Consider the following 20658-nt stretch of genomic DNA (forward strand, 5'->3'; position numbering starts at 1 on the left):
GGTGCGGATGCTTGCGCCCGCCCTGCGGCGGAACACTGGCCGTGGTCCCCTCCAAGATCTTCAACAGCGCCTGCTGCACCCCCTCACCCGACACGTCCCGGGTGATCGAGGGGTTCTCCGACTTGCGGGCGACCTTGTCCACCTCGTCGATGTAGATGATCCCGGTCTCGGCCTTCTTCACGTCGTAATCGGCCGCCTGGATCAGCTTCAGCAGGATGTTCTCCACATCCTCGCCCACATACCCCGCCTCGGTCAGCGCCGTGGCGTCGGCGATCGCGAACGGAACGTTGAGGATCTTGGCCAGCGTCTGGGCCAGCAGCGTCTTGCCCGACCCCGTCGGCCCCAGCAGCAAGATGTTGGACTTGGCGATCTCCACGTCCTCATCGCGCGGGCGCTCCCCCTCCGAACGCACCCGCTTGTAGTGGTTGTACACCGCCACCGACAAGGCCTTCTTCGCCTGCTCCTGACCGATCACATACGAATCCAGGAACTCATAGATCTCACGCGGCTTGGGAAGGCTGTCCCACTTGAGCTCGGTGGAATCGGCGAGTTCCTCTTCGATGATCTCGTTGCACAGGTCGATGCATTCATCGCAGATGTACACACCCGGGCCGGCAATGAGCTTCTTCACCTGCTTCTGGCTCTTGCCGCAGAACGAGCACTTCAGCAGGTCTCCACCGTCGCCGATGCGTGCCACCCAGCCACTCCTTATAACGTAGGCCGCCCCGTCACCGGCGCTCGCGCGCCCGCCCGACCGGATGTCGTTCCCGGGTCCTCGGGGCCGGCTCCCGCATTTGCAGGATATGCCCTCCGGCGCCGTGTTCGTACGGGGTGATCTGTGCGTCGTTCCTCTGAGCGTAAGCGAAGAAGGGGACCGGCTTCACCACCCGGCGGCGTCCGGCGTGTGCTGAAGACCGGTCCCCTGGGGACCTACTTCATGGAGGTCTTGCGGTACGGCAGGACGAAGTCGACGATGCCGTAGTCCTTGGCCTCCTCGGCGGTGAGGATCTTGTCCCGCTCGATGTCGGCCGAGATCTGCTCCTCGGTGCGGTCGGTGTGCCGCGCCAGGGTGCTCTCCAGCTGGCGGCGGATCCGCATGATCTCGTTGGCCTGGATCTCCAGGTCGCTGGCCTGGCCGCGGCTCACGTCGGTGGCCGGCTGGTGGATCAGGATCCGGGCGTTGGGCAGGCAGCCGCGCTTGCCCTTGGTGCCGCCGGCGAGCAGCACCGCGGCGGCCGAGGCGGCCTGGCCGATGCAGACCGTCTGCACGTCCGGGCGGACGAACTGCATGGTGTCGTAGATCGCCATCAGCGAAGTGAACGACCCGCCCGGCGAATTGATGTACATCTGGATGTCGCGCTCGCCGTCGATCTGCTCGAGGGTGAGCAGCTGCGCCATGATGTCGTTGGCCGAGGTGTCGTCGATCTGCACGCCGACGAAGATGATCCGCTCTTCGAACAGCTTGTTGTACGGATTCATCTCCTTCACGCCGTACGACGTGCGCTCGACGAAGGACGGAAGGATGTAGCGGCTCTGCGGACTCGGCGGGGCCATCCCGCCGGCGCCGTACGCCTGGAAGTCGTACTCGTTCATTGTTCTGGCCCTCCACGGTGCACCGGACGGTCGGCGGTACGGCTCGGGCCCCCGCCCCGCCCGCTCGATTCTGGGGTCTCCTGGGTCCGCTGCGGTCAGCCGCGGCCGGAGACGTCGAGGGTGCCCTGCAGCACCTCGTCGATGAACCCGTACTCCCGGGCCTCGTCCGCGGTGAACCAGCGGTCCCGGTCGGAGTCCTTCTCGATCTGCTCCACGCTCTGCCCGGTGTGGAAGGCGATCCGCTCCTGGAACATCTTCTTCACGTACAGCAGGTCGTCGGCGAGGATCCGGATGTCGGACGCGGTCCCGCCGATGCCGCCGCTGGGCTGGTGCATCATCACCCGGGCGTGCGGCAGCGCGAAGCGCTTGCCGGGCGCGCCGGCGCAGAGCAGGAACTGCCCCATGGAGGCGGCCATCCCCATGCCCACGGTGCGGACGTCGTTCGGGATGTACTGCATGACGTCGTAGATCGCCATGCCGGCGGTGACCGAACCGCCGGGGGAGTTGATGTAGAGCGTGATGTCCCGGTTGCGGTCCTCCGCGGACAGCAGCAGCAGCTCACCCACGATGCGGTTGGCGATCTCGTCGTCGACCTGCTGGCCGAGGAAGACGATGCGCTGGCGCAGCAGGCGCTGCGACGTCTGCTCGATCACCTGGGGAAGAGGCGACTCGGCCGTACGGGCTTCGACTCGCATGGACTCATTCAAGGTCGGCGGCACTCTCGTCACCTGCTCCGATTTCGAAACGGTTGCGACGCTTGCGACACTAACGCTCATCGCCGCCCCGCTCGGACGGTTCGGCGCCCTGTTCGCTTTGAGCGCAGGTTCCGGGGCGGCCCCGCCACGGCCTTCCGCCGCAAGCGAACGGGCCCCCGGGCGCACGGGGTGCGTCCGGGGGCCCGGGGGCCGGGCGGCGGTGCCGCCGCGCCCTACTTCTGCTCCTGCTCCTCGGCCGGGGCCTCCTGCTCGGCGGCCTCGGCGGCGGCCTCGGGGGCCTCCTCGGAGGACTCGGCGGCGGCCTCGTCCGCGTCGGCGGTCCGCACCTCGTTGCCGGACTCGTCGACGACCTTGGCCTTCGCCGCGACCAGGTCCATCGCCTTGGACCGGACGACCTCGGTGTAGGCGACCTGGATCTGGTTGGACTGCACCAGGTGCTGCACCAGCTGGTCCGGGGAGACGCCCATCCGCTGCGCCTGCTCGATGACGTAGCCGCTGAGCTCCTCCTGGCCGGCGCTGAGCTCCTCCTGGAGGGCGAGCTGGTCGAGGACGAAGCCGGCCTTGACGGCCGCGGTGGCGCTCTTCTCGAGCTCCTGCTCGAACTCCTCCTCGGACTGCTCCTGGGACTCCAGGTAGGACTCCTTGGACAGCCCGCCCTGCTGGAGCTGCTGCTCCAGGCTCTGCCGGCGGCGGTTCACCTCGTCGGTGACGACCGAGTCGGGCAGCGGGATGTCGATGGAGTCGACCAGCTTCTCCATCGCGCGGTCCCGGGCCTGCGCGCGCTGCTGCGCCTCGCGCATCTCGCCGAGCCGCTTGCGGACGTCGGCGCGGAGCTCCTCGATGGTGTCGAACTCGCTCGCCATCTGGGCGAACTCGTCGTCGAGCTCGGGCAGCTCCTTGACCTTGACCGAGTGCACGGTGACCGTGACGTCGGCCTCCTTGCCCTCGTACTCGCCGCCGACCAGCTTGGTGGAGAAGGTCGCGGACTCGCCCTCGGACAGGCCCTCGATGGCCTCGTCCAGCCCCTCCAGCATGGTGTTGGTGCCCACCTCGTAGGAGACACCGCTGGCCTGGACGTCCTCCAGCACCTCGCCGTCGATGGCGGCGGACAGGTCGATGGAGACGTGGTCCCCGCTCTGCGCGGCGCGTCCGGCGCCGGCCAGCGTGGAGAACCGCTCGCGGAGGTTGCCGAGCTGGTCGTCGACCTGCTCGTCGGTGACCGCGGCGTCGTCGACGGTGACCTCGACGCCCTCCCAGTCGGACACCTCGAACTTCGGGCGGACGTCGACCTCGGCGGTGAAGGTGAGCTCGTCGTTGTCCTCCAGCTTGGTGATCTCCACGTCGGGCTGGCCGAGCGCGAAGACCTCCTCCTTCTGGATGGCCTCGTTGTAGAGCTCGGGAACGGCGTGGTTGACGGCCTCGCTGATCACCGCGCCGCGCCCGACGTAGCGGTCGATCAGCCGAGCCGGAGCCTTACCGGGGCGGAACCCCTTGATCCGGACCTGCTTGGCCAGCGACTTGTAGGTCACGTCGAAGGCGTGATCCAGTTCCTGGAACGGAACCTCGATGGTCAGCTTGACCCGGGTCGGGCTGAGCTCCTCGACATCGGTCTTCACGGGGCGGTACTCCTAGATTTCCGGCTGTTTTCCGGGACGACCCGGCACGCAGGGCACGCTAGCGCGGTCGCGGCGCCGCGGGCGCCGACCGTGCAGTCCGTGAACCGAGCCGTGGGGCCTTGGACCAAGTCTGGACCGGTCTTCGCGTGTCCCCTGCTGATCTCACCAAGTCTAGGGCAGATGAACAGGGGCTCATGGCCGACGGGCGCAGCCCGCTCCGGCCAGGAGCTCGCGAGTTTCTCGTCGGGGAGGCGGGATTCGAACCCGCGGCCTCATGCTCCCAAAGCATGCGCGCTAACCAAGCTGCGCTACTCCCCGTGCTCCCGCGCCGGCCTCGCGCGGAGTCCTCCGGGGATTCTCGTGTGCGACCGGCACTCCGGAGACTGTAGTGTTGTCCCCGTCGGCCCCACGAGTCTAGAGGAAACTCCGAGGGGCCGGTGCCACGCGGGCGTAGTTCAATGGCAGAACTCCAGCCTTCCAAGCTGGTCATGCGGGTTCGATTCCCGTCGCCCGCTCTGCGCGGAGAGGCCGGGCCCCGGGCCCGGCCTTCTCTGTGTTCCGGGGCCCGCGTTCCGGGCCCGCACCGCGCGCCCCGCCCGGCCGCATGCCGGCGCCGGGAAGATGCCGGACAGCGGCCCCGGGAAGACCGGACATCGGCGCCGGGAAGATATGTTGTTGCGGGCGGCGGCGTCCGCACGGCGCCCCTGCCCAGGTCGGTCGTGCGAACCGCGTGCGAAGGTTGAGCTGATGTCGAGTCCCGGTCCCATGCAGGCTCCCGCGCTGTCCGCCCACTGGACGGCGGAGCCGCCCGCGGGCGCCCGCCCCGCCGTGGTCACCGGCGTGTTCGACGTCCTGCACGTGGGCCACCTGCGCTTCCTGTCCGCCATCCGGGAGCGCGGCCTGCCGCTGGTGGTGGGGGTCGAGGACGACCGCCGGGTCAGCGCGTGGAAGGGCCCGGACCGCCCGGTCAACCCGGACACCGAGCGGGCCGAGATGCTGGCCGCGCTGCGCTGCGTCGACGGGGTCTTCATCGTCTCCGGCCCGCCGGAGGTCAACGGCGCCGACGCCTACGCCGAGCTGCTCCGGCCGCTCCGGCCCGCGGCGCTGGCCTACACCGCCGGCGACCCCTACGCGGAGGCCAAGGAGCGCGGCGCCGCCGCCCTCGGCGCGCAGGCCTGGGAGCTCCCGCTGACCCGGGGCCGCTCGACCACCGCGACCCTGGGCCAGCTCACCCGCTCGCCGTAGCCGCCGGCCTCAGAGCCACTTGCTCCGCTTGAACAGCAGGAACAGGGACGTGCAGACCAGCCCGATGAGGCCCAGCACCATCGGGTAGCCGAGCTCGGACTTGAGTTCGGGCATGTGGGTGAAGTTCATCCCGTAGACGCCGGCGATCAGGGTGGGCACGGCCATGATGGCGGCCCAGGCGGAGATCCGGCGGGAGTCGTCGTTCTGCATGATGCTCATCTGGGCCAGGTAGGCCGAGAGCACCTGGGGCAGCAGCTCGTTGAGGGCCTCGACCTTCGCGGAGACCTGCACGGCGTGGTCGGCCACGTCCCGGAAGTAGGGCAGCGACTCCTGGGTGACCCGGATCGTGTCGCCCGCGACCAGGGCGTTGGTGACCGGCAGCAGGGGCTGGACGGCGTTGCGCATCTCCAGCACCTCCCGCTTGAGCTCGTAGATCTCCCCGGCGAGGGTGTCCTTGGCGGACAGGAAGACCCGCTCCTCCAGCTCGGTGACGGCGTCCTGGACCTGGTCGGCGATCTCGACGTAGTCGTCCACCACGGCGTCCAGGACCCCGTAGAGCACCACCGGCGCGCCGAACGCCATCAGGTCGGGGTCGGCCTCCAGCCGCCGGCGGAGGGCGCCCAGCGGGTCGACGTCGCCGTGCCGGACCGTCACCACGTAGTTGCGGCCCAGGAAGACCAGCACGTCGCCGGAGCTGACGTCGCGCGAGTCGGCGTCGTAGGCGAGGGACTTGAGCACGACGAGCACCACCCGCCCGTACCGCTCCAGCTTGGGGCGCTGCTGGGCGGTGAGGGCGTCCTCCACCGCGAGCGGGTGCAGGTCGAGCTCCTCGGAGGCGAGCCGGAACTCGTCCTCGGTCGGCTCGTGCAGGTCGATCCAGCAGAAGGCGTTGTCGTCGGCGAGCAGAACCTCGTCCAGGGTGTCGCTGATGTCCCCTTCGATCGCGGATCGCCCGTCGGCCCGGTAGATAGCGCATTCCATCATCACGACGGATCATTATGTGGCTGGTTTCACCCTGCCGAACCCGTTTCAGAGTGGTTCGGGGTGAAAAGTTCCCTTTCCCGGTTGCCGGTTCCGGCCACCGGGCGGGAACAGAGCCCCGCGGCGCGCTGTTGACGCCCCTGCACGACGGCTTCCGGGCGACCGCCGGCCCGCAGGCCGGCCCGGGGACCCGCACTTGCGCCGTGCACATCCGCGCACCCAGGTGAATGAGGTCGATATGGCGATGATGGGCGGTCCACCCCTCTACCGGTCCCTGGTCAACGACGGAAGCTCCGCCGGCACCCGGCTCTCCGAGGGCATCGTGCGGCGGATCGCCGGCTACGCCCGCCCGCACTGGCGGGCGATCGCGCTGTTCCTGCTCGGCTCCTCGCTGGCCTCGGCGATCGTGGTGGCCAATCCGCTGCTGCTGAAGCGGATCATCGACCACGGCGTCGCCCAGCAGGACTCCTCCCTGGTCACCTCGCTGGCCGCGGCCGTCGCCGGGCTGGCGGTGCTGGAGGCGGTGCTCGGGCTGGCCAACCGGCTGCTCTCCTCCCGGATCGGCGAGGGGGTCATCTACCAGCTGCGCACCGAGGTGTTCCGGCACGTCCAGCGGATGCCGCTGGCCTTCTTCACCCGGACCCAGACCGGATCGCTGATCAGCCGGCTCAACACCGACGTGGTGGGGGCGCAGCGGGCGATCACCTCGGTGCTGCAGTCGGTGGTGTCCAACCTGATCAGCGCGGCCGCGGTGATCAGCACCATGTTCGTGCTGTCCTGGCAGATCACCCTGGTCGCGCTGGTGCTGGTGCCGCTCTTCCTGGTGCCGGCCAAGCTCATCGGGCGCCGGCTGGCCGGGATCTCCCGGGACGGGATGAACCTCAACGCCGAGATGAGCTCGCTGATGACCGAGCGGTTCAACGTCGGCGGGGCGATGCTGGTCAAGCTGTACGGGCGGCCGGAGGAGGAGGCCGCGGCCTTCTCCGAGCGGGCCGCGCGGGTACGCGACGTCGGCGTCTCCCAGTCGGTCTTCGGCGGCCTGCTGTTCACCAGCATCGGACTGATCACCGCGCTGGCCACCGCGGTGGTCTACGGGGTGGGCGGCAACCTGGTCATCGGCGGCTCCTTCCAGCTGGGCACCCTGGTGGCGCTGACCACCCTGCTGGCCCGGCTGTACGCGCCGATCACCGCGCTGTCCAACGTGCACGTCGAGGTGATGACGGCGCTGGTCAGCTTCGACCGGGTGTTCGAGGTGCTGGACCTGAAGCCGATGCTGCGCGAGGCGCCGGACGCCCGGCCGCTGCCGGACGGGCCGGTGGACGTGGAGTTCGACGGCGTCTCGTTCCGCTACCCCACCGCCGCCGAGTCCTCGCTGGCCTCCCTGGAGCTGACCCCGCAGCCGGACGAGGCCGACGCGGCGCAGGTGCTCAGCGGGGTGTCGTTCAGCGCGCCGGCCGGTTCGCTGGTCGCACTGGTCGGCCCGTCCGGCGCCGGCAAGACCACCCTGACCCACCTGGTGTCCCGGCTGTACGACCCGACCGAGGGGGCGGTCCGGATCGGCGGGACCGACCTGCGCGAGGCGCGCTCCCAGTCGGTCCGGGACACGGTGGGCGTGGTCACCCAGGACACCCAGCTCTTCCACGACACGGTCGCGGCCAACCTGCGCTACGCCCGGCCCGGCGCCACCGACGCCGAGCTGGAGGAGGCGATGCGCGCGGCGCAGCTGGGCCGGCTGCTGGAGTCGCTGCCGGACGGGCTGGAGACGATGGTCGGCGACCGGGGCTACCGGCTCTCCGGCGGGGAGAAGCAGCGGCTGGCCATCGCGCGGCTGCTGCTGAAGGAGCCCTCGGTGGTGGTGCTGGACGAGGCCACCGCCCACCTGGACGCCGAGTCCGAGGCCGCGGTGCAGCAGGCGCTGGCCACCGCGCTGGAGGGCCGGACCTCGCTGGTCATCGCGCACCGGCTGGCCACGGTGCGCGACGCCGACCGGATCCTGGTGCTGGAGGACGGCCGCCTGCTGGAGGAGGGCACCCACGAGGAGCTGCTCGCCCGGGGCGGGCTGTACACCGCCCTGTACCGGACCCAGTTCGCCGCGCAGGAGGAGTCGCGGGCCTGAGCCCCGTCCGACCGGGGGCCGCCGAGCGTTCGGCGGCCCCCGCTCGCGTTCCGCGGCCGGGGCGCTCCGCCCTATTCCCGCCCGAACCGGAGATGCACGTCACGCAGTATTTCATTTGGCGCATTTTTGCATGACGTGCAAAATAAAGGGTGTCCGGAGGGGCCGGGCGCATCGCGGGAGGGAGCGGCGGGATGGGGCTGCGCGAACGCAAGAAGCTGGCGACCCGCCGGGCGCTGCAGCGCGCCGCGGTCCGCCTCGTGCTGGAGCGCGGCCTGGACCAGGTGACCGTCGACGACATCGCGGCCGAGGTCGAGGTCTCCACCCGCACCTTCTTCAACTACTTCGGCTCCAAGGACGAGGCCCTGATCGGCGACGGGCCGCCGCGCGCCTCGGAGGAGGGGCGCGCCGTGTTCATCGCCGGCGGCCCCACCGGGGACCCCTTCGCCGACCTCCGGGCCTACCTGGGCTCGTTCCTGGACGACTCCCCGGAGGGCTACCGGAGCGCCATGGCCGACCTGCGCATGCGCAAGTCCCTGGTGCACCGGGAGCCGTCGCTGGTGCCGCAGATGATGGCCCGCTTCGCCGAGGCGGAGCAGGCCATCGCGGCCGACGTCGCGGCCCGGCTCGGCACCGGCCCGGACGACCTGCGGCCGCGGCTGGGGGCGCTGCTGGCCACCACGCTGATGCGGTTCACCATGCAGCGCCTGCAGGGCGGCGAGCCCGGCGAGGCCCCGGCCGAGCCGGACGCGCCGGCCACCGCCGAGGAGCGCGCCGCGCTGGAGCGCTCCTTCGACGAGACCTTCGAGGCGCTCCGCGCCTTCTTCACCGGTGCCGCGGGGGCCTCCCCCTCCGAGCGGCCCGACGGGACCGCCTGACCCCCGGCCCCGCACCCCGTCCCCGGCGAGGGGACCGAACAACGGCGCCCGCTCTCCGCGCGCGCGGCGCCGCCCACCACAACGGGGAAGCGAGTCTGACCTATGACCACCACCGGATCCGGGGCGAGCCCCGGCGGAGCCGAGGCGGCCCCGGCCGCCGGCGCACCGGCGGGACCGAAGCCGAAGATCGGCTGGATCTTCCTCAGCGTCATGCTGACCATGCTGCTGGGCGCCCTGGACCAGACGATCGTCTCCACCGCGCTGCCCACCATCGTCGGCGAGCTCAACGGGCTGGAGCACCTGTCCTGGGTGGTCACCGCCTACATGCTGGCCGCCACCGTGGGGATGCCGATCTACGGCAAGGCCGGCGACCTGTTCGGCCGCAAGCGGGTCTTCCTGTTCGCGATCGGGGTCTTCCTGGCCGGCTCGGTGCTGTGCGGCATGGCGCAGGACATGACGCAGCTCATCCTGTTCCGCGCGCTGCAGGGCATCGGCGGCGGCGGGCTGATGATCAGCGCCCAGGCGATCATCGCCGACGTCGTCCCGGCCCGGGAGCGCGGCCGGTACATGGGCATGATGGGCGGCGTCTTCGGCCTCGCGTCGATCGCCGGCCCGCTGCTCGGCGGGTTCTTCACCGACCACCTGGACTGGCGGTGGATCTTCTACATCAACCTGCCGCTGGGCGCGGTCGCGCTGGCCACCGCGGCGCTGGTGCTGCGGCTGCCGCGGCCGTCCGGCCCGCGGCCGCGGCTGGACTACGCCGGCACCGTGCTGCTCGCCGCGGCCAGCACCTGCATCGTGCTCTTCACCAGCTGGGGCGGCGGCGAGTACGCCTGGACCAGCCCGGTCGTCATCGGCCTGGGCGCCGGGTCGGTGCTGTTCGCCGCGCTGTTCGTGCTGGCGGAGCGGCGGGCCGAGGAGCCGATCATCCCGCTGTCGCTCTTCCGCGACCGCGACTTCGTGCTCACCGCGCTGATCGGCGTCACGGTCGGCATCGCCATGTTCTCCACCGTCTCCTACCTGCCGACCTTCCTGCAGATGGTGAACGGGGCGAGCGCCACCGAGTCGGGGCTGATGATGCTGCCGATGGTGGCCGGCATGCTGGCGGCGACGATCACCTCGGGGCGGCTCATCTCCCGGACCGGCCGGTACAAGGTGTGGCCGGTGGCGGCGATGCCGACCATCGCCGCGGGGCTGGTCCTGCTCTCCCGGATGGACGCCGGCACGTCCTACCTCTACAACGCCGCGGGCATGCTGGTGCTGGGGCTGGGCGTGGGCATGGTGATGCAGAACCTGGTGCTGATCGTGCAGAACTCCGCGCCGCGCCGGCACCTGGGCACGGCGACCTCGGCCAACAACTACTTCCGGCAGATCGGGGCGTCGTTCGGGATCGCGGTGTTCGGCTCGGTCTTCGTCGGCCGGCTGAACGAGCAGATGGCGGCGGCCCCGCCCGGGGGCGGCCTGGAGGTGCAGGGCGGCGAGGCCGGGATCGGCTCGCTCACCCCGGAGATGCTGCAGGCGCTGCCCGCGCCGGTGCGCGAGTTCGTGGTGAACGCCTTCGCCGAGGCGCTGCCGCCGGTCTTCCTCTACGCGCTGCCGCTGCTGGCGGTCGGCTTCGTGCTCACCCTGCTGCTCAAGGAGAGGCCGCTGGGCACCGAGGTGGCGGAGGAGGAGCCGGAGGCCGGCTCCCGGGACGGGGAGCGGGCCCCGGTCCCGGCCTGATCCGCGGCCGGGGCGGCGGAGGGGCGGTCCCGCGCGGGCGGGGCCGCCTCACTTCCTCCCGGCCTTCTTCTCCGCCTTCTTCCGGGCCTTCCTCTCCTTCTTCGCGGCCTTCTCCGCCGCGCCGCCCTTCTTCTCCTTCTTCGCCTTCTTCTGCTTCTTGGCCTTCTTCGGCTTCTTGGCGTCCTTGGAGGTGACGTGCTCCTCCAGAGCGGCGGGCAGCGGGGCGATGCCCGGACCGCCCTCGAAGATCCAGTCGTCCAGCTCGTCGACGAGCTCGTCCCGGGCGAAGTCGCCGAGCCAGACCGGGCGGCCGCCGGAGGCCCGCCCCTTGGAGGAGGGCTGCACCACCACGACGTTGGCCTTGAAGCAGATGTCCAGGCACTTGCTGACCCGCACCGGGACGCTGCGCCCCTCGTGGTCCTCCAGCCCGCTCAGCCGGGCCAGCTGGGCCTTGTGGTCCACCCCGGGGACCTTCTTCTTCGTTCCGCAGCAGCAGCCGCGGCACACCACCAGCCGGCACGGCCGGTCCGCCGGGTCAGCGACCACCTGTCCGCCCCTTCTCAGCAGTTTCGTCCGCTTAGTCGCGTTCTACGGTATACGTGCAGGTCGGCGGGTGCGCAGCGGAGTCCGACCGGTGAGACGCGGCACCGCTGTAAGGTGTCCCGGTCGGCGCGCCCCGGCACCGGAACCGCGTACGGGCCGCCGGCGGCGGCGCGGGGCGCCCCCGCCCCGGGGCCGCGGACGACGCGGGAAGGTGTGAACGTGCAGAGCGGTACGGACGTCGGAACCGTCATCGAAGCCGACCGGGTGGACCTGGTCCGCTCCGGCAGGACCCTCCTCGACCAGGTCAGCATGGTGGTCCGGCCCGGCGAGCACTGGGCCCTGCTCGGTCCCAACGGCGCCGGGAAGACGACGCTGCTCGGCCTCCTCGGCGCGCGGCGCCACCCCACCCGCGGCTCGGTGCGGGTGCTCGGCGGCACCCTCGGCCGGGTGGACCTGCGCGAGCTGCGCGCGCACATCGGGCACGTGGACCCCCGGCACGACCTGCGCTCGGCCCTGCCCGGCCGGGACGTGGTGCTCACCGGAGCCACCGGCAGCATCGAGACCCCGCCGCGCTGGCGGCCCACCGGGGCCCAGCTGGAGCGGGCCGCGATGCTGATGGAGGTGCTGGGCGTCGCCGGCCAGGCGGACGCCCCGTGGACCACGCTCTCCCAGGGCGAGCGGGGCCGGATCCTGATCGCCCGCGCGCTGATGCCCGAGCCCCGGCTGCTGCTCATGGACGAGCCCGCCACCGGGCTGGACGTGGCGGCGCGGGAGCGGCTGCTGTCCGCCGTCGACCGGCTCCGCCGGGCCCACCCGGAGATGGCGACCGTGCTGGTCACCCACCACCTGGAGGAGCTGCCCGCGTCCACCACGCACGCGCTGCTGCTGCGCGCCGGGCAGGTGGTCGCGGCCGGCCCGGCCGCCGAGGTGGTCGCCTCCAAGCCGGTCTCGGCCTGCTTCGACCACCCCATCGACATCGAGCGGTCCGGCGGCCGGTGGCAGGCCCGCGCCGCGGCCGCCGACGCGGCCGGCCTGGAGGGCTGAGGGCCGCCCCGCGCACAGGCGGGGGTCCCGGGGCCGGGCCCCGGGACCCCCGCCGCACCGTGCGGACTACGCGTCCTTCCCGCCGTCCGCATCGCGCTTCTTGGCCGCCTGCTTGCGCAGGTACTCGGTCGCGGCTCCGCCGGCCTTGTCGATCTTGTCGTCGTACTTGCCGCCGGTCTTCTCCTTGGCGTACTCGGCCGCCTTGCCGACCCCCTCCGCGACCTTCTCGCTGTTCTCCGTGGCGGCCTTCTTGACCTTCTCGAAAGCGTCCCCGATACCGGACATTCCATCCCCCTTCGGCGCGCTCTGCCGGTGTCTGCGTGCTGCCGGGCCCCGCGGCGCGGATCGCGGCCGGGGCCGCGGCACCCGCGGGCGCCCTCGGGGTAGGCGATACCCGGCCCCGGGTGGTGTATGCCCCGGGACCTGCGGCACCGGCTCAGATGTGCAGGATCATCCGGGCGATGGAGAAGTAGATGAGCAGGCCGGTGGCGTCCACCAGGGTGGACACCAGCGGCGCCGAGACCACGGCCGGGTCCACCCCCGCCTTCCGGGCCAGCAGCGGCATGCAGCTGCCGATGGTCGCCGCCCAGATGCAGATGCAGATGACCGAGGTGGCGACCACCGCCGCGATGACCGGGCCGACCAGGGCCGAGCCGATCGCCAGCGCGACGCAGGCCAGCATCGCCCCGAGCAGGAAGCCGACCCGCGACTCCTTCCAGGCCACGCCCGGCAGGTCGCGGACCCGCACCTCGCCGACGGCCAGCGCGCGCACGATCGCGGTGGCCGACTGCGAGCCGACGTTGCCGCCGGTCCCGGTGAGCATCGGCACGAACAGCGCCAGCGCGGTGACCTCCTCCAGGGTGGCCTCGTAGGCCTGCATCACGTTGACCGTCAGGGTCGCGGCGACGATCAGCAGCAGCAGCCAGGTGGCCCGGGCCCGGGCGAGGCGGAACACCGAGGCGGCCACGTAGTGCCCGGGGACCGGGCTGGCGCCGGACTGCCGGGCGATGTCCTCGGAGTCGGCCGCCTCGATCAGCTCCAGGGCGTCGTCGAAGGTGAGCAGCCCGACGAAGCGCTCCTCGGAGTCGACCACGGAGAGCGCCACCAGGTTGGCCTCCTGCATGAGGCGGGCGGCGTCCTCGGCCGGCTCGGTGGCCCGCACCCGGGGCACCAGCACGTCCACCAGGTCCTTGAGCCCGGTGTCGTCGTCGGCCCGGACCAGGTCGCTCAGCTCCACCGTGCCGGCGAACCGGCGGCCGTCGGCGACGACCGGCAGCGTGTAGACGGTCTCGGCCTCGGCGCTCTTGGCCCGGACCACCTCCAGCGCCCGGCCCACGGTGAGGTCGCGGTGGAGGATCACCGTCTCCGGGGTCATGTACCGGCCGACGGACTCCTCCGGGTAGCCGAGCAGCGCCGCGGTCATCTTCCGCTCCGCGGGGCTCAGCCCGGCCAGCGCCCGGGTGGCGATCTTGGCCGGGGCCTCCCCGATCAGCCGCGCCCGGTCGTCGGGGTCCATCTCCTCCAGCAGCTCGTGGAAGGCCGAGTCGCGCAGGCCGAGCAGGATCTCCTGCTGGTGCACCGGGTCGAGCTCCTCGAAGACCTCCAGCTCCCGGTCCTTGTCCAGGAGGCGGAACGGCACGATGGCGGTGCGGGCGTCCATCCGGGCCAGCTCGTCGGCGATCAGATAAGGGGGATGGTCGGCCAGCCATAGCCGGATACCGGTGAGGTCGTTCTCTTCGATCAGCCGGTTGAGCTCTGCGCCGTTGTCCTCTTCGGCCATGCCGAGCACCCCCTTCGCGGTCCCCTCGCTTCGGCGCCCTCCGCAGATGCCGCCGCGGAGCAGCGCCGCGGGGCCGGAAGGCACCATGCGACCATACCGGGCGGAGCACGCCCGCCCGGCCGCACCCGCCGGGCTCAGGAGCGCCAGATCACCACCAGGGCGGTGTCGTCGCTCTCCCCCTGGGCGAGGGTGTCCACGACCCGCCGGGCGCCCTTCTCGAACCCCTCGGCGACCAGGCCGTCGGCCGCTCCGAGCAGGCGGTCCACCCCGGCGTCCAGGTCCTCGCCGGGCCGCTCGATCAGGCCGTCGGTGTAGAGCATGAGGGCGTCGCCGGGGCGCAGCCGCCCCTCCACCGGGGTGTAGGTCATCTCCGGGATCACTCCGAGCACCACCCCCTTGGCCTCGCTGCTCGCCCACTGGCCTGCGCCGTTGTCGAACTGGACGGCCGGGGGGTGGCCGGCCGAGGTGATCCGGTAGGCGCCGCTGCCCAGGTCGAGGCTGAGGTGCACGGCTGTGACGAACCCCTCACCTTCGGCCGTGCGGATGAGGTGGTCGTTGCAGTAGGCGAGGAACTCGTCGGAGGGGACCGCGCTGAGCATGCCGCTGAAGGCCCCGGAGAGCAGCAGCGCGCGGGTCCCGGCGTCCACGCCCTTGCCGGAGACGTCGACCACGGCCAGGTCGAGGCGGTCCCGGTGCAGCCGGGAGACGACGAAGTCGCCGCCGAAGGAGGAGCCGCCGGCCTGGCGGAGGACCGCGGTGGCGCCCCACCCCCCGGGCAGCTCCGGCAGCCGGCCCTGGGCGCGCAGCCGGTCGCGCAGTTCGAGGAGCATCTTCTCGCCGCCCAGGCCCTGCACGCCGAGCCGCTCGCGCACTCCGGACAGCAGGTAGGCGAGGACCGCGGTCACCCCGATGGTGACCAGCAGGCCCGGGCCGACCTGGCCGAAGTCCAGCGCGAAGGCGGTGAACAGCAGCACCGAGGCGACCACGCCGAGCAGGAACGCCAGGCTCTTGCGCTTGAGCAGCAGCCCGCCGGCCAGCACGGTGAGGATCACCGCGCTGGGCGGGAACCAGCCCGCCGGGCCCCACACCGCGCCCACGCCGATGCCGACCGCGAGCAGCACCAGGGTGATCAGGACCAGGCGGTAGCGGAAGAGCACCTTGCGGCGGAGGAAGGCCACGCCGCGCTGCCACAGCGACCGCAGGCGGCGGCTGATCTTGGCGGTGGGCGAGGCGTTCATCGTGCCCGCACTGTAGCGTGCGCAATCTTCTCGAGCACGCCACCGGGTCGGTAACCGCACCACTCCGCCACATATGGGATCAACCGATATCTCCCCAGCGTGCGACCCGGAACTCGTACAGGTGACCTCATGGTCAAGTATGGGCAGAGACGGCCCTTCACGTCAGGCATCCGGCCCTCTCCGCCGCGATTCGCCGGAAAAAAGCCGACACGGCCGAACCGGAACGCGCCTCCGGGCCGCACCGGAAAATCCGATCGCCGTTCCGGCCCCTCCGATGATAGGCAGCCGTCCATGGAACCGACCCCGTGGCCGATCCGGCCGATCACCGACGACGAGTACCCCGCCTTCATCCGCGTCCTCCGCGAGGCGCTGCTCTCCCACCGCGACCCGTTCGACACCGAGCGGTCCCCCGTCACCGACATCGGGCGCACCCTCGCCGCCTTCGACGGCGACCGGATCGTCGGCACCACTCTGGTGCACGCCCTGGAGATGGCCATGCCGGGCGGGCTCCGGCGGGTCGCCGGGGTGTCCGCGGTCGGGGTCTGGCCGACGCACCGCCGCCGCGGCCTGCTCACCGCGCTGATGCGCCGCCAGCTCGCCGACGTCCGCGAGGCCGGCGAGAGCACCGCGGCGCTCTTCGCCAGCGAGGGCGGGATCTACGGCCGGTTCGGCTACGGCCCGGCCGCGCCCCTCGCCCAGGTGCGGATCGGCCCCCGGGAGGCGGTGCTCCGGCCCGACCTGCCGCACGACCCCGCGCTGGAGGTCCGCTTCGGCGCCCCCCGCGAGCTCCGCGCGGAGCTCGCCGCGGCCCACGACGCGGCGCTCCCGCACCGCTGGGGGACGTTCCGGCTGACCGACGCGTGGTGGCAGGAGCTGCTCAAGGACGGCGAGTCGGACCGGGGCGGCCGCTCCGCGCTCCGGGTCGCGGTGGCCGAGCGCGACGGCGGGCCCCGGGGCCTGGTCCTGTACCGGACCGCCCAGCGATGGCGGGACCAGGGCACCGCCGACTCCGGGCTGGACGTGGAGGCGCTGCACGCCGCCGACCCGGCCGCCGCCGTCCTGCTGTGGCGGCACGTCCTGGAGCGGGACCTGGTCGGCGAGGTGCGCGCCGAGGCGGTGCCGGTGGACGACCCGGTGTTCCGCCTGTTCACCGACCCCTACCAGGTGGAGTCCAAGGTCCGGGACGGCCTCTGGCTCCGCCTGGTCGACCTGCGCCGGGCCCTGGCCGAGCGGCCCTACGCCGCCCCGGTCGACACGGTGCTGGAGGTCTCCGACCGGGACTGCCCGTGGAACGCCGGCCGCTGGCGGCTGCGCGGCGGCCCGGAGGGGGCCGAGTGCGCCCGCACCGATGCCGGGCCCGACGTGCGGCTGGACACCGCGCACCTGGCCTCGGCCTACCTGGGCGGCCACCGGCTGTCGGAGTTCGCCGACGCCGGGCTGGTGGAGGAGCGCTCCCCCGGCGCCGTCACCGCCCTCGACCTGGCGCTGACCCCGCCCCGGGCACCTCACTGCCCGGTGGTCTTCTAGTCGCCTTCCCGGCGGGCGCCTTTTCAGCGGCGCCCGGGCGTACTACCGTCGCGGCAGGGGCCGACGGCCCGGGAAGGCGGTGCCGATGGGGCGGACGCACATCACCCTGTCGGCCGCGATGCGCGCACGCGACGTGTCGCGCCCGCGGCCCGGCGACGCCGAGCCCCCGCCCGACGGCGCCCCTTCCGCCGAGGGCACCGCCTCCGGCCCGGAGACGGGCGACGGAGGGTCCGGCGGGCCCGCCTCCCGGCAGCGCAGCGGGCCCGCCGCACCCGCCCGCCCCGACGACCTGGTGGTCCCGCCCCCGCCCCGGCCGCGGCGCGGCAGGCGCGCCCGCCGGCGCCGCTGACCCCGATCCGGCCCGCCCGGACCGGCCGGACACGCACCGAGGCCCCGCCGCCCTGGTCGGGCGGCGGGGCCTGCGGGGTGCCGGGGCCGGGCTACGGCAGCGGCGGGAGCTCGCCGGTCCGCTCGTAGTCGGTGAGCATGCCGATGCGCCGGCCGTGCCGCTCCTCGCCGCTGTAGGGCGTGCCGAGGAAGAGCTCGACCAGGCGGACCGCCTCCTCGGTGCTGTGCATGCGGGCGCCGATGCCGATCACGTTGGCGTCGTTGTGCTCGCGGGCCAGGACCGCGGTGTCCTCGCTCCAGGCGAGCGCGGCGCGGACGCCCTTGACCTTGTTGGCGGCGATCTGCTCGCCGTTGCCGGAACCGCCGATCACCACGCCCAGGGAGCCCGGGTCGGCGGCGACGCCCTCGGCGGCGCGGAGCACGAAGGGCGGGTAGTCGTCGACGGCGTCGTAGACGGCCGGCCCGGCGTCCACGACCTCGTGCCCCCGCTCCTTGAGCCAGGAGACGAGGTGCTCCTTCAGTTCGAAGCCTGCGTGATCGGATCCAAGATAAACTCGCACGCCCCCAGTGTGGCAGGTCAGCCGGGTGGAAGTGCAGCGGCCCGCCCCGCGGGCGCGGGGCGGGCCGTTCGGGGGGCGCGTCCGCGCCGCCCGGAGTCCTCAGGTCCTCAGAAGGCGAGGGTGCCGTTGGCCGCGTAGGCGACGCTCAGGCCGAGCGCGGCGAACAGGGCCATCGACAGGATCGCGACGACGTTGGTGACGACGATGCTCTTGATGTCCTTGCTCAGCGGACCGGCCTTCGACACCTTGGGCTTGCTGCTCAACTCACACCTCAAAGAATGGGTAACCCGGACATAACGTCGGACCCATGGTATGCAGCGGACCCGAGTGCCCCGACCCGCCCCCGAGCTGTGCGGCCCGGCCTCCCCGGGGCTACCGCTGGATGGCCTTGACCTCGCAGAACTCGTCCAGCCCGTGCAGGCCCCACTCGCGGCCGACGCCGGACTGCTTGTAGCCGCCGAAGGGCACCCGCGGGTTGACCCCGCCGCCGTTCACCGAGACCTGCCCGGCGCGGAGCCGGCGGGCCACCGCCATCGCCCGGTCCGCGTCGCCGGACCAGACCGCCGCGGCCAGCCCGTAGACGGTGTCGTTGGCGATCGCGACGGCGTCCTCCTCGTCCTCGTAGGGGATGACCGCGAGCACCGGGCCGAAGATCTCCTCCCGGGCGATCCGCATGTCGTTGCGGACGTCGGCGAAGACGGTGGGCCGGACGTAGTAGCCGCGCTCCACCCCCTCCGGCGGCTCCGCGCCGCCGGTGACCAGGCGGGCCCCCTCGGCCACCCCGGCCTCGATGTAGCCGCGGACCCGCTCCAGCTGCTGGGCGGAGACCAGCGGCCCCATCCGGGTGGACTCCTGCATCGGGTCGCCGGGGGCGTACTTCTCCGCGGCGCGGGCGGCGAGCCCGACGGCCTCGTCGTACCTCTCCCGGGGCACCAGCATCCGGGTGAGGGCGTTGCAGCTCTGCCCGGTGTTGCGCATCACGTCGGCCACCCCGGCCTTGACCGCGGCCTCCAGGTCGGCGTCGTCCAGGATGACGTTGGGCGACTTGCCGCCGAGCTCCAGCGCGACCTTCTTGACCGTGGCCGCGGCCACCTCGGTGATCCGCTTGCCGGCCCGGCCGGAGCCGGTGAAGGAGACCATGTCGACGTCGGGGTGGGCGGCGATCGCCTCGCCGACCACCGGGCCCAGGCCGGAGACCATGTTGAACACCCCGGCGGGCAGGCCGGCGTCGTGCAGCACCTCGGCGAAGGCGTAGGCGCCCAGCGGGGCGACCTCGGTGGGCTTGAGCACCACGGTGTTGCCGGCCAGCAGCGCCGGGACGACCTTGAGCACGATCTGGTGCAGCGGGTAGTTCCACGGGGTGATCGCGCCGACCACTCCGTAGGGTTCGCGCACCACGATCGAGGAGCCGACCTCCTCGCCGGTGAAGTAGCGCTCGCCGACCTCCTCGGCCAGGTCCAGGTAGGTGGAGAACATCAGCAGCGGCAGGCCGGCCTGGACCTTGGCGGCGAACTTCAGCGGGGCGCCCATGTCCGCGGCCATCGCCGCGGCGATCTCGGGGGCGCGCTCGGAGAACAGGGCCAGCGCCTTGCCGAGCACGGCGCGGCGCTGCTGCACCGGCAGCGCGGACCAGGCCGGGAAGGCGGCCCGCGCCGCGGCGACCGCGCGGTCCGCGTCGGCCGGGTCGCCGGCCGGAACGGTGTCGATGACCTCTTCGGTCGCGGGGTTGACGACGTCGAGGGAGGCGGTGGAGGCGGACGGCGTCCAGGCGCCGTCGATGTAGAGGGAACGCATGCCGCCCACCTTCCCAGAACGGCGTTCGGTCATGCCCGGGCGCGTCCGGAAAGGCGCCGCGGGCCGCCCGCCCGGGGGCGGCCCGGCCCGCGGCGCGGGCTCACCCCCAGTGCGGCGGGCGGTCCTCCAGCAGGCGCGCCGTGTCGTCCTCGGCGGCCTCGCCCCAGGACGAGCCGCGCTCGTCGTCGGTGATGTCCGGCAGGACGTCCAGGCCGTCGTCGAAGGCGGACAGGTCGATCCGCCGGTCGTCGTCGGGAGCGGTCATCGGTGCGCCTCCAGCGCTGCTCAGTCGAAGATGGGGTCGCGGGTGCGGGTCCGCTTGAGCTCGAAGAAGCCGTCGGTCCCGGCGACCAGGACCACGCCGTCCCACAGCCGCCCGGCGGCCTCGCCCTTGGGGGCGGGGGTCACCACGGGGCCGAAGAAGGACACCCCGTCCACCGAGATGACCGGGGTGCCGACGTCCTCGCCGACCCGGTCCATGCCGTCGTGGTGCGAGCGGCGCAGGGCCTCATCGTAGTCCTCGGAACCGGCCGCCTCGGCCAGGTCCTCGGGCAGGCCGGCCTCCTTGAGCGCGTCCCGCACCGCGGGCAGGCCGACCTCCTCGCCGCGCAGGTGGAAGCGGGTGCCCAGGGCGGTGTAGAGCGGGCCGAGGACCTCGTTGCCGAACCGCTGCTCGGCGGCGATGGCGACCCGGACCGGGCCCCAGCCCTGCTTCATGATCTCCCGGTACTTCTCCGGGAGCTCGTCGCGGCCCTCGTTCAGCACCGACAGGCTCATCACGTGCCAGCGGGCCTTCACCGGCCGGACCTTCTCCACCTCCAGCAGCCAGCGCGACGCGAGCCAGGCCCACGGGCACATCGGGTCGAACCAGAAATCGGCGGTCTTCACGGGTTCCATCGGCGTCTCGGCCACGTCTCGGCTCCTCGCAGAGTTCAGGGCGGCGTCTCGGGGGTCGCGGGG

Annotated in this window: 21 protein-coding genes and 2 tRNA genes; 8 read left to right on the forward strand and 15 right to left on the reverse strand. The window is 72.5% G+C overall.

The genetic code is table 11. From position 1 onward, the window contains the following. The 5 genes from clpX to D459_RS0107485 form a co-directional block, all read right to left on the reverse strand. A partial coding sequence (gene clpX, locus D459_RS0107465; protein WP_017592371.1) for an ATP-dependent Clp protease ATP-binding subunit ClpX occupies window positions 1–697 on the reverse strand: 697 nt, incomplete at its 3' end. 233 nt (window positions 698–930) lie between these two features. After that, window positions 931–1593, reverse strand: coding sequence for an ATP-dependent Clp protease proteolytic subunit (locus D459_RS0107470; RefSeq protein WP_017592372.1), 663 nt, complete (start codon window positions 1591–1593; stop codon window positions 931–933). 95 nt (window positions 1594–1688) lie between these two features. Beyond that, complete coding sequence (locus D459_RS0107475; protein ID WP_081620483.1) at window positions 1689–2288, reverse strand: ATP-dependent Clp protease proteolytic subunit; 600 nt, start codon at window positions 2286–2288, stop codon at window positions 1689–1691. Between the two features lie 233 nt (window positions 2289–2521). Continuing rightward, the gene (tig, locus tag D459_RS0107480) at window positions 2522–3925 is read right to left on the reverse strand and encodes a trigger factor (protein ID WP_017592374.1); all 1404 of its coding nucleotides are present in this window, start codon (window positions 3923–3925) and stop codon (window positions 2522–2524) included. Between the two features lie 243 nt (window positions 3926–4168). Next, window positions 4169–4243 (reverse strand) — tRNA-Pro (locus tag D459_RS0107485). Between the two features lie 126 nt (window positions 4244–4369). Here D459_RS0107485 and D459_RS0107490 point away from each other — a divergent pair. Both D459_RS0107490 and D459_RS0107495 read left to right on the forward strand, forming a co-directional pair. After that, window positions 4370–4440 (forward strand) — tRNA-Gly (locus tag D459_RS0107490). 232 nt (window positions 4441–4672) lie between these two features. After that, window positions 4673–5170 (forward strand): adenylyltransferase/cytidyltransferase family protein, encoded by a 498-nt coding sequence (locus D459_RS0107495; RefSeq protein WP_026120151.1) that lies wholly within the window; start codon window positions 4673–4675, stop codon window positions 5168–5170. A gap of 9 nt (window positions 5171–5179) precedes the next feature. Here D459_RS0107495 and corA read toward each other — a convergent pair whose 3' ends face one another. After that, entirely contained in the window at window positions 5180–6154 is a 975-nt protein-coding gene (gene corA / locus D459_RS0107500; protein ID WP_017592376.1) for a magnesium/cobalt transporter CorA, read from the reverse strand. 235 nt (window positions 6155–6389) lie between these two features. Here corA and D459_RS0107505 point away from each other — a divergent pair, with 235 nt between their 5' ends. The 3 genes from D459_RS0107505 to D459_RS0107515 all read left to right on the forward strand — a co-directional run bounded on the left by D459_RS0107505 (window position 6390) and on the right by D459_RS0107515 (window position 10864). Further along, window positions 6390–8267: an ABC transporter ATP-binding protein gene (locus D459_RS0107505; protein ID WP_017592377.1), complete on the forward strand. Its 1878-nt coding sequence runs from the start codon at window positions 6390–6392 to the stop codon at window positions 8265–8267. Between the two features lie 191 nt (window positions 8268–8458). After that, window positions 8459–9142: a TetR/AcrR family transcriptional regulator gene (locus tag D459_RS31035; protein WP_017592378.1), complete on the forward strand. Its 684-nt coding sequence runs from the start codon at window positions 8459–8461 to the stop codon at window positions 9140–9142. Window positions 9143–9244: 102 nt separating this feature from the next. Then, window positions 9245–10864, forward strand: coding sequence for an MDR family MFS transporter (locus D459_RS0107515; protein WP_017592379.1), 1620 nt, complete (start codon window positions 9245–9247; stop codon window positions 10862–10864). A gap of 48 nt (window positions 10865–10912) precedes the next feature. Here the strand turns inward: D459_RS0107515 and D459_RS0107520 are convergent, their stop codons facing one another. Then, entirely contained in the window at window positions 10913–11410 is a 498-nt protein-coding gene (locus D459_RS0107520; protein WP_017592380.1) for a hypothetical protein, read from the reverse strand. Window positions 11411–11620: 210 nt separating this feature from the next. Between D459_RS0107520 and D459_RS0107525 the strand changes: the two genes are divergently transcribed. Then, the gene (locus D459_RS0107525; protein WP_017592381.1) at window positions 11621–12451 is read left to right on the forward strand and encodes an ABC transporter ATP-binding protein; all 831 of its coding nucleotides are present in this window, start codon (window positions 11621–11623) and stop codon (window positions 12449–12451) included. Between the two features lie 66 nt (window positions 12452–12517). Here the strand turns inward: D459_RS0107525 and D459_RS0107530 are convergent, their stop codons facing one another. From D459_RS0107530 to D459_RS0107540, 3 genes are all read right to left on the reverse strand, one after another. Continuing rightward, a complete protein-coding gene (locus D459_RS0107530) occupies window positions 12518–12736 on the reverse strand; it encodes an antitoxin (protein ID WP_017592382.1) in 219 nt (72 codons plus the stop codon). Between the two features lie 151 nt (window positions 12737–12887). After that, window positions 12888–14231: a magnesium transporter gene (mgtE, locus tag D459_RS0107535; protein ID WP_026120154.1), complete on the reverse strand. Its 1344-nt coding sequence runs from the start codon at window positions 14229–14231 to the stop codon at window positions 12888–12890. A 134-nt stretch (window positions 14232–14365) separates the two neighbouring features. Further along, window positions 14366–15469: a PP2C family protein-serine/threonine phosphatase gene (locus D459_RS0107540; protein ID WP_017592384.1), complete on the reverse strand. Its 1104-nt coding sequence runs from the start codon at window positions 15467–15469 to the stop codon at window positions 14366–14368. Window positions 15470–15760: 291 nt separating this feature from the next. Here D459_RS0107540 and D459_RS0107545 point away from each other — a divergent pair, with 291 nt between their 5' ends. Both D459_RS0107545 and D459_RS0107550 read left to right on the forward strand, forming a co-directional pair. Further along, window positions 15761–16996 carry a GNAT family N-acetyltransferase gene (locus tag D459_RS0107545; RefSeq protein WP_017592385.1) on the forward strand — a complete coding sequence of 412 codons (1236 nt, stop codon included), beginning with the start codon at window positions 15761–15763 and terminating at the stop codon, window positions 16994–16996. A gap of 85 nt (window positions 16997–17081) precedes the next feature. Continuing rightward, window positions 17082–17345, forward strand: coding sequence for a hypothetical protein (locus tag D459_RS0107550; protein ID WP_017592386.1), 264 nt, complete (start codon window positions 17082–17084; stop codon window positions 17343–17345). A gap of 91 nt (window positions 17346–17436) precedes the next feature. Here D459_RS0107550 and D459_RS0107555 read toward each other — a convergent pair whose 3' ends face one another. From D459_RS0107555 to D459_RS0107575, 5 genes are all read right to left on the reverse strand, one after another. Further along, window positions 17437–17904, reverse strand: a complete 468-nt coding sequence (locus D459_RS0107555) for a ribose-5-phosphate isomerase (protein WP_026120155.1) — start codon at window positions 17902–17904, stop codon at window positions 17437–17439. Window positions 17905–18011: 107 nt separating this feature from the next. After that, on the reverse strand, window positions 18012–18167 hold the full coding sequence (locus tag D459_RS36115) for a hypothetical protein (RefSeq protein ID WP_017592388.1): 156 nt from the start codon (window positions 18165–18167) through the stop codon (window positions 18012–18014). Between the two features lie 109 nt (window positions 18168–18276). Then, complete coding sequence (locus tag D459_RS0107565; protein ID WP_017592389.1) at window positions 18277–19698, reverse strand: aldehyde dehydrogenase family protein; 1422 nt, start codon at window positions 19696–19698, stop codon at window positions 18277–18279. A 100-nt stretch (window positions 19699–19798) separates the two neighbouring features. Next, entirely contained in the window at window positions 19799–19963 is a 165-nt protein-coding gene (locus tag D459_RS36120; protein WP_017592390.1) for a hypothetical protein, read from the reverse strand. 20 nt (window positions 19964–19983) lie between these two features. Next, window positions 19984–20595, reverse strand: a complete 612-nt coding sequence (locus tag D459_RS0107575; RefSeq protein WP_026120156.1) for a mycothiol-dependent nitroreductase Rv2466c family protein — start codon at window positions 20593–20595, stop codon at window positions 19984–19986. Between the last annotated feature and the right edge of the window lie 63 nt (window positions 20596–20658).

Origin of the sequence: Nocardiopsis potens DSM 45234, from assembly GCF_000341105.1 — a bacterium.
Classification (GTDB): Bacteria; Actinomycetota; Actinomycetes; order Streptosporangiales; family Streptosporangiaceae; genus Nocardiopsis_A; species Nocardiopsis_A potens.

Bases quoted from the DNA above. Each gene is read 5' to 3' on its own strand.
- D459_RS0107475 (WP_081620483.1), bottom strand. From the start codon at position 2,288: ATGCGAGTCGAAGCCCGTACGGCCGAGTCGCCTCTTCCCCAGGTGATC.
- D459_RS0107515 (WP_017592379.1), top strand. From the start codon at position 9,245: ATGACCACCACCGGATCCGGGGCGAGCCCCGGCGGAGCCGAGGCGGCC.
- D459_RS0107470 (WP_017592372.1), bottom strand. From the start codon at position 1,593: ATGAACGAGTACGACTTCCAGGCGTACGGCGCCGGCGGGATGGCCCCG.
- corA (WP_017592376.1), bottom strand. From the start codon at position 6,154: ATGATGGAATGCGCTATCTACCGGGCCGACGGGCGATCCGCGATCGAA.
- D459_RS0107530 (WP_017592382.1), bottom strand. From the start codon at position 12,736: ATGTCCGGTATCGGGGACGCTTTCGAGAAGGTCAAGAAGGCCGCCACG.
- D459_RS0107545 (WP_017592385.1), top strand. From the start codon at position 15,761: ATGGAACCGACCCCGTGGCCGATCCGGCCGATCACCGACGACGAGTAC.
- D459_RS0107505 (WP_017592377.1), top strand. From the start codon at position 6,390: ATGGCGATGATGGGCGGTCCACCCCTCTACCGGTCCCTGGTCAACGAC.
- D459_RS0107575 (WP_026120156.1), bottom strand. From the start codon at position 20,595: ATGGAACCCGTGAAGACCGCCGATTTCTGGTTCGACCCGATGTGCCCG.
- D459_RS31035 (WP_017592378.1), top strand. From the start codon at position 8,459: ATGGGGCTGCGCGAACGCAAGAAGCTGGCGACCCGCCGGGCGCTGCAG.
- D459_RS0107540 (WP_017592384.1), bottom strand. From the start codon at position 15,469: ATGAACGCCTCGCCCACCGCCAAGATCAGCCGCCGCCTGCGGTCGCTG.
- D459_RS0107495 (WP_026120151.1), top strand. From the start codon at position 4,673: ATGTCGAGTCCCGGTCCCATGCAGGCTCCCGCGCTGTCCGCCCACTGG.
- mgtE (WP_026120154.1), bottom strand. From the start codon at position 14,231: ATGGCCGAAGAGGACAACGGCGCAGAGCTCAACCGGCTGATCGAAGAG.
- D459_RS36120 (WP_017592390.1), bottom strand. From the start codon at position 19,963: ATGACCGCTCCCGACGACGACCGGCGGATCGACCTGTCCGCCTTCGAC.
- D459_RS0107565 (WP_017592389.1), bottom strand. From the start codon at position 19,698: ATGCGTTCCCTCTACATCGACGGCGCCTGGACGCCGTCCGCCTCCACC.
- D459_RS0107550 (WP_017592386.1), top strand. From the start codon at position 17,082: ATGGGGCGGACGCACATCACCCTGTCGGCCGCGATGCGCGCACGCGAC.